At 65.7% G+C, this 15,447-nt stretch carries 13 protein-coding genes; 8 read left to right on the forward strand and 5 right to left on the reverse strand.

What is annotated here, in order from left to right; genetic code table 11:
* Positions 1-25: 25 nt before the first annotated feature.
* From MNOD_RS31185 to rpsA, 5 genes are all read left to right on the forward strand, one after another.
* Positions 26-427, forward strand: a complete 402-nt coding sequence (locus MNOD_RS31185) for a hypothetical protein (RefSeq protein WP_015932947.1) — start codon at positions 26-28, stop codon at positions 425-427.
* A 257-nt stretch (positions 428-684) separates the two neighbouring features.
* A complete protein-coding gene (locus tag MNOD_RS31190) occupies positions 685-933 on the forward strand; it encodes a DUF4170 domain-containing protein (RefSeq protein ID WP_015932948.1) in 249 nt (82 codons plus the stop codon).
* A 119-nt stretch (positions 934-1,052) separates the two neighbouring features.
* Positions 1,053-1,997, forward strand: coding sequence for a ribose-phosphate pyrophosphokinase (locus MNOD_RS31195; RefSeq protein WP_015932949.1), 945 nt, complete (start codon positions 1,053-1,055; stop codon positions 1,995-1,997).
* Positions 1,998-2,278: 281 nt separating this feature from the next.
* Complete coding sequence (locus MNOD_RS31200; RefSeq protein WP_015932950.1) at positions 2,279-2,998, forward strand: DUF1013 domain-containing protein; 720 nt, start codon at positions 2,279-2,281, stop codon at positions 2,996-2,998.
* 309 nt (positions 2,999-3,307) lie between these two features.
* Positions 3,308-5,017 (forward strand): 30S ribosomal protein S1, encoded by a 1,710-nt coding sequence (gene rpsA, locus MNOD_RS31205; RefSeq protein WP_015932951.1) that lies wholly within the window; start codon positions 3,308-3,310, stop codon positions 5,015-5,017.
* Positions 5,018-5,149: 132 nt separating this feature from the next.
* On the opposite strand, the gene MNOD_RS31210 is transcribed toward rpsA, so the two are convergent.
* The 4 genes from MNOD_RS31210 to MNOD_RS31225 form a co-directional block, all read right to left on the reverse strand.
* A complete protein-coding gene (locus MNOD_RS31210) occupies positions 5,150-5,713 on the reverse strand; it encodes a CYTH domain-containing protein (RefSeq protein ID WP_015932952.1) in 564 nt (187 codons plus the stop codon).
* Positions 5,714-5,984: 271 nt separating this feature from the next.
* Positions 5,985-6,176, reverse strand: coding sequence for a hypothetical protein (locus MNOD_RS31215; protein WP_015932953.1), 192 nt, complete (start codon positions 6,174-6,176; stop codon positions 5,985-5,987).
* A 446-nt stretch (positions 6,177-6,622) separates the two neighbouring features.
* On the reverse strand, positions 6,623-8,605 hold the full coding sequence (locus tag MNOD_RS31220) for a hybrid sensor histidine kinase/response regulator (RefSeq protein WP_015932954.1): 1,983 nt from the start codon (positions 8,603-8,605) through the stop codon (positions 6,623-6,625).
* A gap of 840 nt (positions 8,606-9,445) precedes the next feature.
* Positions 9,446-10,594 (reverse strand): FAD-dependent oxidoreductase, encoded by a 1,149-nt coding sequence (locus MNOD_RS31225; RefSeq protein ID WP_015932956.1) that lies wholly within the window; start codon positions 10,592-10,594, stop codon positions 9,446-9,448.
* A 253-nt stretch (positions 10,595-10,847) separates the two neighbouring features.
* Between MNOD_RS31225 and MNOD_RS44395 the strand changes: the two genes are divergently transcribed.
* The 3 genes from MNOD_RS44395 to MNOD_RS31240 all read left to right on the forward strand — a co-directional run bounded on the left by MNOD_RS44395 (position 10,848) and on the right by MNOD_RS31240 (position 14,618).
* Positions 10,848-12,080 (forward strand): GNAT family N-acetyltransferase, encoded by a 1,233-nt coding sequence (locus MNOD_RS44395; protein ID WP_198157558.1) that lies wholly within the window; start codon positions 10,848-10,850, stop codon positions 12,078-12,080.
* Positions 12,081-12,472: 392 nt separating this feature from the next.
* Entirely contained in the window at positions 12,473-13,510 is a 1,038-nt protein-coding gene (locus tag MNOD_RS41885; protein ID WP_015932958.1) for an acyltransferase family protein, read from the forward strand.
* Positions 13,511-13,565: 55 nt separating this feature from the next.
* Positions 13,566-14,618: an acyltransferase family protein gene (locus MNOD_RS31240; protein ID WP_015932959.1), complete on the forward strand. Its 1,053-nt coding sequence runs from the start codon at positions 13,566-13,568 to the stop codon at positions 14,616-14,618.
* A 15-nt stretch (positions 14,619-14,633) separates the two neighbouring features.
* Here MNOD_RS31240 and MNOD_RS31245 read toward each other — a convergent pair whose 3' ends face one another.
* The gene (locus tag MNOD_RS31245; protein ID WP_043749756.1) at positions 14,634-15,431 is read right to left on the reverse strand and encodes an IclR family transcriptional regulator; all 798 of its coding nucleotides are present in this window, start codon (positions 15,429-15,431) and stop codon (positions 14,634-14,636) included.
* Between the last annotated feature and the right edge of the window lie 16 nt (positions 15,432-15,447).

Raw genomic sequence — 15,447 nt, forward strand, 5'->3', positions numbered from 1 at the left:
GCATCCGCCATTCGGAGCGCGCTCGATGACCTCACGCCTGCCCCTCGCCGCCGGCCTCCTCTGGGCGCTCGCCGCCCTGCCGGCCGCGGCCGCCTCCTGCGAGCAGGAGATCGCCGCCTTCGAGCCGCGGCTCTCCGAGCAGACCCGGGACGTGATCTCGACCTCGACGGCGAGCAAGGAGGTGTCGAGCCGGCGCGAGGCGCAGGGCGAGGCGGCCCAGGCCAGGAACGTTCCGCCCTCCACCCTGCCGAAGGGACCGGAACCCGGCTCGGGCGAGGCGAGGGCGGCTGCGGAGGCCGGCACCGGCAGCGCGGCCATGGAGGCGCGCGCGAGCCTCAACCGGGCGCGCGACCTCGCCGGGAAGGGCGACGAGGCCGGCTGCATGCAGGCCCTGAACCGGGCGAAGGCACAGCTCCCGAGCCGCTAGTGCAGAAGCCGTTCACGGCGGAACGGATGCCGCACCAGGTCTTTGAGAATTTGCGGACCCGGCGGCGCCTTCGGCAAGGCCGTGCCCGTCCCCGGGGCAGGTCCCCGCCCGCGCGGGAGAGGGGCATCGACCGGCACGGCACCGCACGATCCGCGGAGTCTTTGGTGCAGCGCGGGCGATTCCCGGCTTGACGGCCGGCCCGCCGCTTGCAACCCGGGGCCGGGCCTCGACCCGGCCCGGCAGCGGGAGACGACCGTATGAGCACCACAGGCAGCCAGCCGTCGCAATCCTCCGAGCCGACCCAGCTCCTCCACCTCGTCTTCGGCGGCGAGCTCACGAGCCTCGAGGGCATCACCTTCCGGGACCTGTCCAAGCTCGACATCGTCGGCATCTTCCCCGACTACGCCAGCGCCGCCATGGCCTGGAAGGCCAAGGCCCAGCAGACCGTCGACAGCGCGCTCACCCGCTACTTCATCGTCCACCTGCACAAGCTGCTGCAGCCCTAAAGCCCGTTGCCGGGCCCCGCGTCGATGAAAACATTGTGACGCTCCGCTGCCGCTGGTAAGAGCCGGGCGCGTCGCGCCGGGCCCGGCACCCTTGCGGCGGCCAGGACCATGGAACACCGATGAAATCCTCGATCAAGATCGTGGCGGGCAATGCGAGCCGGCCTCTCGCGGAGGCGATCGCGGCCTATCTGGAGCGGCCGCTCGCCCTGTGCTCCGTGCGCCGCTTCGCGGACATGGAGATCTTCGTCGAGCTCCAGGAGAACGTGCGCGGCGAGGACGTCTTCATCGTCCAGTCGACCTCGTTCCCGGCGAACGATCACCTGATGGAACTGCTCATCATGATCGACGCCGCGCGCCGCTCCTCGGCGCGGCGCATCACCGCGGTGATCCCGTATTTCGGCTATGCCCGTCAGGACCGGCGCACCTCGGGCCGCACGCCGATCTCGGCGAAGCTCGTCGCGAACCTCATCACGGAAGCCGGCGCCGACCGGGTGATGACCCTCGACCTGCATGCCGGCCAGATCCAGGGCTTCTTCGACATCCCGACCGACAATCTCTTCGCCGCTCCCGTGATGGTGCGCGACATCAAGGAGCGGCTCGACCCGGCCGACATGATGGTGGTGTCGCCCGATGTCGGCGGCGTGGTGCGCGCCCGGGCGCTGGCCAAGCGCATCGACGCTCCCCTCGCCATCGTCGACAAGCGCCGCGAGCGGCCCGGCGAATCCGAGGTGATGAACATCATCGGCGACGTCGAGGGCCGCTCCTGCATCCTCGTCGACGACATCGTGGATTCCGGCGGCACGCTGGTGAACGCCGCCGAGGCGCTCCTCGCCCAGGGCGCCAAGGACGTCTATGCCTACATCACGCACGGGGTGCTCTCGGGCGGGGCGGTCTCAAGGATCGCCTCCTCGAAGCTGAAGGAACTGGTGATCACCGATTCCATCCAGCCCACCGCCGCCGTGAAGCTCGCCCGCAACATCCGGGTGGTCACGATCGCGCCGCTCCTCGGCGAGGCCATCGGCCGCACGGCCGAGGAATCGAGCGTCTCGAGCCTCTTCGCCTGAGGCCCCGGAGCCCCGGGCGCCGCGCGGCCCGCGCGGGGAAGCGGACGGGCTTGGCCCACGCATCCAAAACCGGTTTGCGCCCGAAGGCCGACCTGCCTATATTGCGATCTTCTCCCTCACAGCGTGAGACGGGACGTTCCGGAGCGATCCGGGATGTCGGCGGTGCCGCCGCGGCGCCGCCCATCGGGTCCTGCTGTGCGAGGGATCGTTATTCAGGCCCGCCGGCGACCGCCCGGCGGCTTCGCGTCTCCCGTGAGCGGGAGCGCACGAGGAGGTGCTTCATGTCCCAGGGACCGTTGATGCCCAAGGCGACGGCCGTCTGGCTCATCGAGAACACGTCGCTGGCCTTCGAGCAGATCGCCGATTTCTGCAAGCTCCACCCGCTCGAGGTGAAGGGCATCGCGGACGGCGAGGTGGCGAGCGGCATCAAGGGGCTCGACCCCGTCTCGACCGGCCAGCTCACCCGCGAGGAGATCGAGAAGGCGCAGAAGAACCCGAACCACCGCATGAAGGTGGCGGTCTCGAAGGTGAAGCTGCCCGAGGTCAAGCGCAGCAAGGGGCCGCGCTACACGCCGCTGTCGCGCCGCCAGGACCGCCCCAACGCGATCCTCTGGCTCCTGCGCAACCATCCGGAGCTCAAGGACGCGCAGATCATGCGCCTCGTCGGTACCACCAAGTCGACGATCCAGCAGATCCGCGACCGCACGCACTGGAATTCGGCCGCCCTGCAGCCGATGGATCCGGTCACCCTCGGCCTGTGCACGCAGATCGACCTCGATTTCGAGGTGCAGCGCGCCGCCAAGGACCGGCCGGTGGTGGAGGCCGCCGAGGGCGGCCAGACCCTGATGCCGCCGGAACTCTCGGTCCTGCCCGAGCATGAGGAGGCGGAGCACGACGAGCCGCACCGCGCGGGCCGCGACGACAAGCTCGACGCGGATTCGGTCTTCGCCCGCCTCAAGCCCCTCCGGCGGGGCGAGGAGGACGACGAGGACGATCTCTGACGGGGCTTTTCTGCTCCTTCATCTTGCCCGGACGGCGCTTTTGCGATAAGGCGCCACGATCCGGCGAGTGCCGCGTGCGACGGCGGTTGAGAGGGGCGGCAGCCCCTCTTTCGCATTGCGCAGGCCTCATCCGGCGAACGAACACGGTCCTGTCCGTCGAGACTGCGCCGGCACGCTCTCTTTAAAGAGGAGCGCGCGTTCCAGGCGGCCACGAGGCCGCCGGGACATCGGCGGACGGGAGCGGCCCGTCACACGAGCCGCCGGCGCCGTCCGGACCCCTCGGGGGCCGGGCGATCTCAAGGAGTTTCAATGTCCGCAGGTTTGCAAGGCGCCGCGTCGAGCCGCGAGGATTTCGCCGCCCTCCTCGAAGAGTCGTTCCGCCAGCACGAGATCACGGAAGGCTCCGTGGTCAAGGGCCGGGTCGTGGCGATCGAGAAGGACGTCGCCGTCATCGACATCGGCGCCAAGACCGAGGGGCGCGTCCCCCTCAAGGAGTTCACCGGCCCCGGCCGCGACCAGCCGATCAACGTCGGCGATGAGGTCGAGGTCTATGTCGACCGCATCGAGAACGCCCTCGGCGAGGCGGTGATCTCCCGCGACAAGGCCCGCCGCGAGGAGAGCTGGGTCAAGCTCGAGAAGGCGTTCGAGAACAACGAGCGCGTCACCGGCACCATCTTCAACCAAGTCAAGGGCGGCTACACGGTCGACCTCGACGGCGCCGTGGCCTTCCTGCCGCGCTCGCAGGTGGACATCCGCCCGGTGCGCGACGTGACGCCGCTGATGGGCACGCCGCAGCCGTTCCAGATCCTCAAGATGGACCGCCGCCGCGGCAACATCGTGGTGTCGCGCCGCACCGTCCTGGAGGAGAGCCGCGCCGAGCAGCGCTCCGAGCTGGTGGCGAACCTCGAAGAGGGTCAGGTCATCGACGGCGTGGTCAAGAACATCACCGAGTACGGTGCGTTCGTGGACCTCGGCGGCATCGACGGCCTGCTGCACGTCACCGACATGGCGTGGCGCCGCGTCAATCACCCGTCCGAGGTCGTCAACATCGGCCAGACGGTCAAGGTCAAGATCATCAAGATCAACCACGAGACGCACCGCATCTCGCTCGGCATCAAGCAGCTCCTGGCCGATCCGTGGGAGGGCATCGCCGCCCGCTATCCGGTCAACGCCAAGCTCAAGGGCCGCGTGACCAACATCACCGATTACGGCGCCTTCGTGGAGCTGGAGCCGGGGATCGAGGGCCTGATCCACGTCTCGGAGATGAGCTGGACCAAGAAGAACGTCCATCCGGGCAAGATCGTCTCCACCTCCCAGGAGGTCGAGGTGCAGATCCTGGAGGTCGATCCGGTCAAGCGCCGCATCTCGCTCGGCCTCAAGCAGACCCTGCAGAACCCCTGGGAGGCATTCGCCGAGAAGCACCCGGTGGGCTCCGAGGTCGAGGGCGAGGTCAAGAACAAGACCGAGTTCGGTCTGTTCATCGGCCTCGAGGGCGACGTCGACGGCATGGTCCACCTGTCGGACCTCGACTGGAACCGTCCGGGCGAGCAGGTCATCGACGAGTTCAAGAAGGGCGACGTGGTGCGCGCCCAGGTTCTCGACGTCGATGTCGAGAAGGAGCGCATCTCGCTGGGCATCAAGCAGCTCGCCGGCGACCCCTTCGCGGATGCGGGGGAGATCCGCAAGGGTCAGGTCGTCACCTGCGAGGTGCTGGAGGTCAAGGATTCCGGCATCGAGGTGAAGATCGTCGACACCGATCTGACCACCTTCATCCGCCGGGCCGAGATCGCCCGCGACCGCGGCGACCAGCGCCCCGAGCGCTTCGCCCCGGGCGAGAAGGTGGATGCCCGCGTCACGCAGTTCGACCGCAAGGCGCGCCGCGTGCAGCTCTCCATCAAGGCCCTGGAGATGGCCGAGGAGAAGGAGGCGATCGCCCAGTACGGCTCGACCGATTCGGGTGCCTCGCTCGGCGACATCCTGGGCGCGGCCCTCAAGGCCCGCGCGGGCGAGAAGAAGTAACACCGGAGCCGGGCCCGACCGGCCCGGCTCTTCACCGTGACGACAGCGCCCGCGCCGGTCTCCCGGCGCGGGCGTTTTCATGGGCGCGTTTTCATGGCGGGCCGCCACGGGCGGCCGGGATCTCGCGAGGGGTCAGGCTGCGGACGGGCCGCCGGCCCGGCGCGCGCGGAGGGGCCGGACCGGGCAAGCCTCGGCCGCGAGCCCGAGGACCGCGTCGAGCGTGAGCGCGCGGCCGGTCTCGGCGCGCAGCCGCAGCAGGGTGCTCTGGCGGAAGCGCGGGTCGCCGGACACTTCCGGCCCGGCCCAGTCGGGCAGGACGAGCGGCGCATCCGCCCGCTCCAGCTCCACCTCCGCGAGGATCAGGCCCACGAGGTCGCCCTGGAAGACGTCGACCTCCCAGAGCCGCCCGGCATGGGGCACGCCGTAGCGGATCTTCTCGATCAGGTTGCCCTCGCAGATGGTCGCCATCATGGCTTCCGCATCGGCCGGCGGGATCTCGTACTCGAACTCGCAGCGGCCGAGTCCCTGGCGCGGGCCCTTGACCGTCAGCCAGGCCCGCGTCTCGTCGAGGCGCACCCGCACCTTGCCGCCGTTCGATTGGCTGATGAGACCGTCCCGGAGGCGGCGCCGGCCGGTCGCGGCCGTCAGCCAGCCGTCATGGGCCACGAGAAACTTCCGCTCCACCTCGTACCGCATCCGCCCTCCAGCTGCCCGCCAGGGCGCCGCGCTGCGGCCGGCTTATCATGACCGCCCGCGGCGCGGCACCCCGGCACGGATCCGCGCGCTTTCAAACCGCTCTCGAATGCTTCCGGGCGTCCTCCCGGACGGCCGGGGCGGCGTGCGGTCATTGGCCCGGAGAGAGGCTCCGCTCTCCCGTTGAGCCGGTACTTTCCCTTGTCGGCATCCTGGCTCTCCGTGGCCGCGGCCGCTCAGCCCCTCGGAGGCGCCGGTCCGGGCCGAGGGGCCGTCAGCGGCCCAGGCTGCGGAAGGCGCAGAACCGGCCGCGATCCTCGTAGCCGGCCGGGCATTCCCTCACGCAAGCGCCGGCCGCCTCCTTCAGCGGGGGCGGGCAGGAGGTACGGTAGGCCTGCGCCACGGCAGGGCCGGGCGCGGCCGAGATCGCCGCCAGCAGGATGCCGATCCGCACGATCCGTCTCACGCAAAGCCTCCGTGGTCAGGGGGCTGGGGCGGTCCGCGCTGCCGACGGCTCCCGATGAGCCCCATGGGCTTCCAATGAACTCCCATGAAGGGCGCCGGTCCTGCCGATCCAGCAATCCGGTTTGTTTGGATGGCTGCAATGCTTGTTGCGCAGGCCGGGCCCGGCCCGTGAGATCCTCGCTCCGAAGGCCCATTGGTACAAGGTCGTGCGATCAGCCTCGGCTCTGGGCCAAGCTCGCCGAGACGACGATCACCGCAACCGCAACACCGCTCAACACGAACATCAACATACCGGCCGGCCCATGCAGATCCTCGGGACAGCCGCCGCGGGCAAGACGAATGCCATCCGCGGCGGCGCGGGCCCTGTAGGCAAGCCGTGCAACGGTTTCGTGAAAAGCCGCGGGAGGCCGATGCCTTGAGGCCGGCGGAGGGCGGCCATGGTCGGCGTCACCCCTGCTTGGAACGGAACGGCAAGACTTGGCCTTCGGGCTCGAGACTCATCACGAGCGCACGCATGAGCTCCGCCTGCTCGAATGGCTTGCTCAGGCGCACGAGGCCGGTGAGCGCGCTGTCGGGCAGCTCCGAAAAGCCGCTCGCGAGAATCACCGGCAGCCTGGGATGCTCGGACCTGATCGCCTCAAGGAGCTGCAGGCCGGTCATGCCCGGCATCATCTGATCCGTGATCACGAGATCGATGGTGCCCGAACGACGGAGGATGCGAAGAGCCTGCTCGCCCGAACTGGCCTCCATCACCTCGTGGCCGAGGTCTTCCAGCATCGCGGACGTGTTCATCAGCACGAGCGGGTCGTCGTCCACCACCAGCACCGTCATCGGCCTCAAGGCCGCGGCCGATCGAGCCACATCCGGATCCGGCTCCCCGCCCCTGGTCCCGCTCGCTTCCGCGACAGGCAGCCACAGCTCAGCGGTGGTCCCCTGGCCCTTGGTGCTCCTGAGCAGCAGACGGCCACCGGACTGTTCCGCGAAGCCATGGACCATGGAGAGGCCGAGCCCCGTGCCCTTGCCCACGCCCTTCGTCGTGAAGAACGGCTCGACCGCCTGCGCGAGCGTCCGCTCATCCATCCCCTCGCCCGTATCGGTCACGGACAGCTGGACGTAGCGGCCCGGAGCAAGCCCGGCGATCTCGCTGGTCCCGACCCGCTCCTCCTGGGCGGCGATCGTGATCGTACCGCCCTGTGGCATGGCGTCCCGGGCGTTCACCGCCAGGTTGAGCAGCGCAAGCTCCAGCTGGTTGGGGTCGGCGGAGGCGAGCGGAAGCTGTAGCGGAAACCGCGTGCCGACCTGGATGTTCGGTCCGATCGAGCGCTGAAGCAGGTCCGCCATGCCGCGCACGAGCTCCGGAACGTCCAAGGGGCCGGTCGTCAGCTCCTGCCGCCGTGCGAAGGCGAGCATGCGCTTGGTCAGCGTCGCGCCGCGCTCCGCCGCCTGGATCGAGTTCTCGATCAATTGCTTGAGCTTGCGATCCGGCGGGAGGCGCTTGCGCGCAAGACTCAAATTGCCGAGTACGACGGCGAGCAGGTTGTTGAAATCGTGCGCCACGCCCCCGGTGAGCTGCCCGATGGCCTCCATCTTCTGGGCTTGGATGAAGCGGGCGCGCGTTTCTTCGAGCTCCAGCTGGGCGTTTCGCCGCTCCGTGATGTCGCGCGTGATCTTGGCGAAGCCAACGAGCTCGCCATGATCTCCCCGGATCGGATCGATGACGACATGGGCCCACATCAGGGTGCCGTCCTTGCGGACGCGCCAGCCCTCCTGCTCGAAGCGGCCCTCGCTCGCGGCGATCCGGAGCGCGCGGGCGGGGAGACCCGACGCCCTGTCCTCGTCGGTGTAGAAGCGGGAGAAGTGCTGGCCGATGATCTCGGTATCCGAGTAGCCCTTGAAGCGCTGCGCCCCCCGGTTCCAGCTCGTGACCCGGCCCTGCGGATCGAGCATGTAGATGGCGTAATCGGTGACAGCCTCGACCAGAAGCCGGTAACGATCCTCGGTCTGGCGCAGCGCCTCCTGGGCGGCCCGACGTTCGGTGAGGTCCCGCATGATCTTGGCGTAGCCGATCAGCGTGCCGTCGTCGCTCCGGATCGGATTGATGACGACATGGGCCCACATCAGGGTGCCGTCCTTGCGGACGCGCCAGCCCTCCTGCTCGAAGCGGCCCTCGCTCGCGGCGATCCGGAGCGCGCGGGCGGGGAGACCCGACGCCCTGTCCTCGTCGGTGTAGAAGCGGGAGAAGTGCTGGCCGATGATCTCGGTATCCGAGTAGCCCTTGAAGCGCTGCGCCCCCCGGTTCCAGCTCATGACCCGGCCCTGCGGATCGAGCATGTAGATGGCGTAATCGGTGACAGCTTCGACCAGAAGCCGGTAACGATCCTCGCTCGCGGGAGCCGCCTTGCTCGCCTGGTCGGTGTCGAACACGTCCATCACGGTATCCGTTCGCGCGAGGTATGACGATCAACGGGGGCAGAGCAGTCGCGGTTCTTGCTGCCGTTGGCCATGCTTGCATATCCTGCCCGCGCAATGGGGCGATTGTTGCGCCGGCGCGGACCGGCGCGTCGGACACGCGCCGGCCAGCATGGCCGGCGGCCGACGCTTCCGCGTCCCGCTCCGGTCGAAAGACTCGGCCGTTCCGGATGTTCCAAAAGCCACCGGAGGCCGGTGGCGAATTCGGAGCGGCTCGATGACGCGGCAGGGCGCCGACCTCGGCAGAAGGCCGCCGCCACATCCTGCAGCCGCGAGCCGCGATCAGCAGGGGCCCGCCGATCCGGCCGGATGCGCCTGCGGGGGAGGGCGGGTTCAGGGCGTCGCGACGGTCGCGGGACATGGAGCGCGGGCTGCCAGGGCGGCGCCAGGCCCTGCGGGGGTTGGTCAGGTGGCGCGTCCGGAACCGGCCCTCTCCCGCCCTCGAGCCGGCGTCAGGGCTCCCGGCGGATCGCCCCGGTGAGCATGTCCTCGTGGAGGATGAGATCCGTCACGAGAGCCGTGCCCGTTTCGGTTGAACCGGGCACGGCTCTTCAGTCTTTGATTTGTCGCGCTCCCTTGCGCCGAACCGGCATCCACTGCGGCGGGGAGCGCTCTAGCCGATGCAGAGACGGGTGTTCGCCGCCTCCAGGCGGCGCATTTCAGGCGGCGCAGCCGCCGGACCGCGGAGGGCATCGGGCCGCCATCCGCGTCCGGCAGAGACGGATGGCCTCCGGCAGGCTCGTCCGGCGGTAAGCCTGCGCGACGGGCCTGCCGGCTGCCGCAGACGCGAGCGCATCGACCTCATGCCTCCGCCAGATTTCGCCATCCCCTCAGCATGCCTTTGCCGATGCGGAACGTGAGGCGTGCCCAGCGCTGGAACCGCCGAGCAACGCTGTTGCTGGTCGACAGCGCGCGAAGCGAGTAAGCCTTTCGCGCGGAGTACCGGTCCGATCTCTTCTTGATGCGGTCCGCGTAGAAATTCGATATCTCACGCTCGTCGATCGCTCCCATCGCCAGCCAGCGCGGGACGTAGACACTGCACAGCCGGTGGACGTCCGTGAACACCTTTTGGGTGCCGGTTCCAGAGGCTGGACAGGCGGTCGCGAAGGCATCGCCGATCAGGACCAATCCTGGACGAACGTAGTTCTGCGATACGTACAGATCGGTCGGCCGGATCCGGACCGGGCCAACGACATCGAATCTCCCGATCATTTCGGTGAGACCCGGCGCGATGGCCTCCAGGGCTCCGACGGGATCGTGCTTGAAGCTGTGCAGCCCGGGCTCCCGCAAATGATGATAAGTGAACAAATTGACTCGCATCCGGCGGTCGATTCTGAACAAATTCAGATAGGCCATCCGGTCCTCTGCCCTGTCCGAGACATAGTTCAGCGCCGGGAACGCGAAATCCTGGCCGTCCGTGCGACGGATATCGAACCCGAGTGTCACGGAGTGGCAGCGGCTGACGATGCGGCGCTCGATGCCGAGAAACTCGTGCAAGGTCGGATTCAGCCCGCTGGCCACAATTGCCACTCGACAGGAGATTTCTTCTCCCGACTGTGTCGCGACGGTCTGGCGTCTGTCTGACAGAGACACTCCCGTTGCCTTGTCGACAACATGCTGGGAGTACTTTAGAGCCTCTTGCCGAACTGCATTTACAAAGGTATCGTACTCGAATCCATACTGATCGAGATAAATTTTATCAACAACACGACCGCGTCTTGCAAGCCAAAGCTGTGGCGTATGAGTAAAGCAATGAGAGATTGCCTCGCTCAGGCCGGTCGATGTCAGCAGCTGCATCTGATGCGCATCGAGCTTCTCGCATCGGAAGTCTGGCGGATATGAAGCATGCGGGTCGATAACGATGGAAGAGTAGCCGGCACGTCCCAGCATTGCCGCTGCAATCGAGCCCGCGAGTCCGCCACCGAGGATCGCAACATCGGCCTTCAACATGGATCAAGCCTCGATTTGGCGTCGCGATCATTTCCCAAAAAGCGTAGCGTATGCTGCCCTAAAAGTGATAGGAGCGACGCGAAAAAGCACTACTCCCATATCGCATTTTCTTTCATTCAAAAATTTGGCTTCTGTCTCTATGACGCATGCTGCCCGGATCGGGAATAGGCTTATGCCAATACTAGTGGATGCCGACAGGGGTGGTCCGGTGAGTCGGCAGCATTTCCGCCGTGAGGGGGAGGCAAAAGCAGGGGTGAGAATCGAAGATTGCCATCGTTCGCCTGTGACCGCCTCCTTGAACTTCAATGCTGGCAGTTGCATCGAGGTTGAGCAGGCTGATCCCGCTCGGTTCTGGGCAGTCCGCAGCAGCTTCCGAGATCTCGCGGCGCGTGCAGTTCGGTCGCATGCCTTTGCCGAGCCGGCGATCGTCGCTGCGGCAGCGGAGGGTGGTCAACAGGTCATCGTTCTCCTCGCCTGGGGGAAATTCTCCGATGTGGCTCCGTCTGCACTCGTCGGTGCTTGGCCTCTCGTCGTCCGCCGCCGCGGCTTGTTCTCGCCTGTCCGAACCCTGGCGTCGCCACTCAATCCCATGTGCTATGTCGGGTCGCCCGTGCTCGATGAGTCCTGCAGTGTGGACGTTCTCAGGAAATTCATTGTTTTCATAAGAAACAGCAAGCTCCCACCTGTTCTTTCGCTCGGCGACCTCTATGCCGATGACGACCATATGAAGATTCTGGAGGATGCCTTCGCGACGGAAAGGGTCTCATACGAGGTGCTTGGGCGCCGCAGGCGCGCCAAGCTTCAGTCGGAGCTTGGCGGTGATGCATACCTGGCCGAAACACTGTCTTCGCAAACCCGCAAGAAACTGAATCAGAAATGGAGGCGCTTGAAAGAGATCGACGACGTTCAGGAGGACTGTAGCCGCGGGAGGAGAGAAGACATCTTGTCCACCCTCGATGAAATTCTCTCCGTTGAACAGGCTGGATGGAAGGGCCGGCGGAGCGATCGCGGCCGTGCCGTGCTTCTGGACTCGGGGAAAGCGGGTTTTGTCCGCTCCGCCATACGCGGCATGGCTGAAGACGACCTAGTTGCTTGTCGGTCGATCCGGCTCGGCGGCCAGCTGGTGGCTGGCCAGATCCTCCTCTATTCGGGTCTCGCAGCATTTACATGGCTGACAGCCTATGACGAGAAACTCAGTAAATATTCACCCGGAATTCTCCTCTTGAAGTTTACGACGCTCGCTCTTCTCAACGACCCGGGCGTCTGTTTTGCCGATTCGTGCAACCCTGATCACAGTGGGTACATGGCAGACATGTGGCGGGATCACATGGACGTGATCGATATTGTGGTTGACGTCCGTCCAGGGTGGTCGATCAGCCTCAGACTGCTTTCTGCAGCGCAGCGGGCCCGTCGCCATGCGCGATCTTTGTTGCGGACCGGTTATCATATGCTGAGGAGATCCGTAGCCGGATTGCGCTCGTCCTAGGGCGGTATCCGTTCACGATGGAGACCGGATTCTGCTCTTTAGTTTCTGGGTTGGCAGGCTGGTCTGCGACGAGCCGGCATCCACGTCGCCGGACAAGGCTCAAAGACCGGCGGCCTTGACCATGACCGTCGGTCCTCGAATTGCCGCCAGGCTTGTCCGTCAAGCCTCCTTGGCATCGGGCATTCCGAGACGGGTCAACGGCCCGACATGTCGGCCTCTCGCGCCCTGGGCAGGCGCGCCGAATGGAGGTTCAGGTAAAGGGCTTTGCGCATCATCGACCGACTATTTGGGGGTAATCCAATATATTCTGTCAAAAATGCGCCTTGTCGTCTACGATTACGCAGAAGACATTCAAGCAAAAAACCCAGCCACGGATGGGAGCAACGTGCCCGATGCCGCCCGGCGCATTTCGCTTGCTACTTTCGACTTTGGTCGTGGTTCATCATTTTTCGCGCTTCAGCCTGGGGCGCATGGCTGTCTATTTGTTCTTTGCGTTGAGCGGATTTTGGATTGCGAGGATCTGGGCTACAACTTACATTAATGCAGCCAATCCGTACAGGACATTCTTGATCAGCAGAACCTGGCGGATACTGCCAAGTTTCTTGCTGTGCAATTTAATCGCTTGGCTTTTTATTGCCGCTGCCCCAACCGGCGCCGCATGGATACCAAACGTTCTGATCTATGGTTATACGCATCTGGAACAGCAGACCTTGGTTCCAGCCTGGTCTCTGGACATTGAGCTTCAATTCTACATCGTTGCTCCGTTTCTATACAGCGCCTTGAGGCTTGCGCCCTTGCCCGCGACTGTGGCGCTGGGCGTCGCCAGTCTCGCCGGTCTGGCAGCGTTCTGCGCGAGGACGAATGGCGAGGTCAGCAATCTTAACCTGCTCCATTTCCTCGGCTTCTTCGTGATCGGCATGCTCGTCGCCGAACGACCGTCCTGGCGACCCGGGCGCCGGCTCGCGATCCTGTCTGCGGTCGCCGTCCTGGCCATCGTCGTCGGGATCATCCTGACGCCGTCCCTGCGTGGCCTTCTCCTGGGCGGCGCGAATCCCGGGCCCGCCTTTGCTTACAATCCGCATCTGAGCATCGTGCTCGCGTTGATCGGATTGCCGTTTGCGTTCAGCACGGTCTCCGTGAGAGCTGGCCAACTGGACGGGCTGGCGGGCGATTTATCTTATGTGGTCTACCTGTTTCATTGGCCGATTTGCGCCCTCGTCAGTCGTGAGTTCGGCGGCTTGAATCCGCAGGACCGAATGATTTACGTCGTCGCTGCCATAGCGTTGTCGTACCTGGGTGCGCTCGGGCTCGTCTACTTATGGGATCGCCCTCTTAACAGGTATAGAAAATCATTCGTCGCACGTCGTCTTGCGGCGGGGAATAAGAAAATCGATCTTGCAGTCGGAAATTCCATTCAAACAACGATGTGAGGCGGCGCTTGAACAGGCTCCTCTGGAACGCAACGCTTGAGTATGGTGGGCTGACATGCTGCCGTCCGGTCTCTTCCGCTTGGCGCTGACCATGCTGGTCGTGATCCAGCACTTCTCGCGCCTGTCGCTTGCTCTCGGCGCCATCTGCCTTCTGTTCACGATCAGCGGTTTCTGGCTCTGCAAGGCTTGGGTCGAACGTTATTCACTATGCGATAAGCCTTACAGGACGTATCTCATAAGCCGGATGTGGCGGATCTTGCCTGTTTTTTGGGTCTGCAATGTACTGGGATACCTGGTCGTCGGCGTCACCTTTACTAAATGGGTTGATCTGATCCCAAATTCTGTCGTTATCGGCCATAGCTACCTTGCGCATCCGGCGCTGCTTCCTGCTTGGCCGCTCGACATCATCGTTCAGTTTAGCCTTGCTGCGCCCCTGTTGTGCTACCTTATGGCCGCGTCGCCGGTCGTGACTGGCTCGGCGGCAATGGCAATAGGGGCTCTCGGCCTCGTCACTTTGCTTGTGTGGGGAGGGAGCGGGCATGTTGGAATCCAGCGCTTGAATCTTCTCCATTTTTTGGTGTTTTTTCTCGCAGGCATGCTCGTGTATCTCAAGCCTGCTTGGCGCCCCGGGGCACGCGCAGCGTCTCTGTCGGCACTGGCTACTGTCGTGGCGATCTGTGTGGCTCTGCTGCAGCCGGACCCGCGGTCGGCTTTGTTCGGTGGGCCGCTGAGCGGTCCGGAATTCCTGTTCCGCAACCACCTGCTCAACGTTGCTCTGGCCGGGTTGGCACTTCCATTCGCAATGAATTGCCTGTTTTCGGATTCCAGCCCGCTCGACAGGGCTGCCGGCGACCTGTCGTACATCATATACTTGATCCACTGGCCGATCTGCGTCCTCACGAATCAGCATTACGCATCGCTGCCTGCGGTCGACCGGCTGCCTTACGTGGGCGGAGCGATCATCCTGACGATCGGGCTCTCGGTCATGCTCCTCCTTGTGTGGAGCAGGCTGGCCGAGCAACCGCGAAGAGCCTTCGTGGCCCGGCGCCTGGCGGCCGGGCGTTCGGGCGCCCGCGTCCATGGGCTGGCCTCGGCAGGCCTGTCGTGATCGAGGCGCTGCGCCTCAGCGCGCGCCGGACCAGCCCAGCGCCGTGCTGATGGCCCGGGCAACCTCCTGCACATCGCCGATCAACCGCTCCATCTTGCTGTCGTCCATGTATTGGACGGTGCTGGAGACGCTGAACGCCGCCACCGTGGAGCCGCTCGCATCCCGAATGGGGGCTGCAACGCAGCGCACCAACGGTTCGTTCTCCTCAAGGTCGAAGGCGACGCCGCGACCGGCATAGTCGCGCATCCGTGCCAGCCAGCCCTGCAGGTCCCGCTGGCGGTGCGCGCCCCGTGCCTCGCCGATCTCGTAGAACTCGCGCCAGCGTGCCTCGCCCAGGTCCAGGATCAGCGCCTTGCCGAGACCCGTGGACCATACGGGATGACGCTCGCCCACGCGCGAGCTGATCTCGATGCGGCGCCGTCCCGGGATCTTGTCCAGGTAGAGAGCCCATCTCCCATCGAGAACGCCGAGGTGAATCGTATCCTCGCAAGCCTCGGACAACCGCTGAAGATAGGGCCGGGCCACCTGCGCGATGGGCAGGGCGCTCTGGGCGCGGAAGCCCAGCTCCAGCAGCTTGGGGCCGAGGCTGTAGCCCTCGCGCGGCACGAAGTTCAGGTAGCGCCGCTCGACCAGCGCCGATGCCAGACGATGGGTGGTGCTGCGGGTGGTGCCGAGCGCCGATGACAGGGCGGCCAGATCGGTCGCACCCGCGGCGACGGCCTCCAGGATGTCGAGGCCGCGCAGCAGCGTCTGACTTCCGGACGGAGCCGTGGGCCCGGCATTCGAAGTGAGCGCCTGATCGTCCGACTTCATGGTTGACACTGCCTTT

The sequence above is a fragment of the Methylobacterium nodulans ORS 2060 genome, from assembly GCF_000022085.1.
Lineage (GTDB): Bacteria > Pseudomonadota > Alphaproteobacteria > Rhizobiales > Beijerinckiaceae > Methylobacterium > Methylobacterium nodulans.

What these genes read in the sequence shown, in the direction of transcription:
- MNOD_RS31185 (WP_015932947.1), top strand. Translation starts at nt 26, where the DNA reads ATGACCTCACGCCTGCCCCTCGCCGCCGGCCTCCTCTGGGCGCTCGCC.
- MNOD_RS31190 (WP_015932948.1), top strand. Translation starts at nt 685, where the DNA reads ATGAGCACCACAGGCAGCCAGCCGTCGCAATCCTCCGAGCCGACCCAG.
- MNOD_RS31195 (WP_015932949.1), top strand. Translation starts at nt 1,053, where the DNA reads ATGAAATCCTCGATCAAGATCGTGGCGGGCAATGCGAGCCGGCCTCTC.
- MNOD_RS31200 (WP_015932950.1), top strand. Translation starts at nt 2,279, where the DNA reads ATGTCCCAGGGACCGTTGATGCCCAAGGCGACGGCCGTCTGGCTCATC.
- rpsA (WP_015932951.1), top strand. Translation starts at nt 3,308, where the DNA reads ATGTCCGCAGGTTTGCAAGGCGCCGCGTCGAGCCGCGAGGATTTCGCC.
- MNOD_RS31210 (WP_015932952.1), bottom strand. Translation starts at nt 5,713, where the DNA reads ATGCGGTACGAGGTGGAGCGGAAGTTTCTCGTGGCCCATGACGGCTGG.
- MNOD_RS31220 (WP_015932954.1), bottom strand. Translation starts at nt 8,605, where the DNA reads ATGGACGTGTTCGACACCGACCAGGCGAGCAAGGCGGCTCCCGCGAGC.
- MNOD_RS31225 (WP_015932956.1), bottom strand. Translation starts at nt 10,594, where the DNA reads ATGTTGAAGGCCGATGTTGCGATCCTCGGTGGCGGACTCGCGGGCTCG.
- MNOD_RS41885 (WP_015932958.1), top strand. Translation starts at nt 12,473, where the DNA reads ATGCCGCCCGGCGCATTTCGCTTGCTACTTTCGACTTTGGTCGTGGTT.
- MNOD_RS31240 (WP_015932959.1), top strand. Translation starts at nt 13,566, where the DNA reads ATGCTGCCGTCCGGTCTCTTCCGCTTGGCGCTGACCATGCTGGTCGTG.
- MNOD_RS31245 (WP_043749756.1), bottom strand. Translation starts at nt 15,431, where the DNA reads ATGAAGTCGGACGATCAGGCGCTCACTTCGAATGCCGGGCCCACGGCT.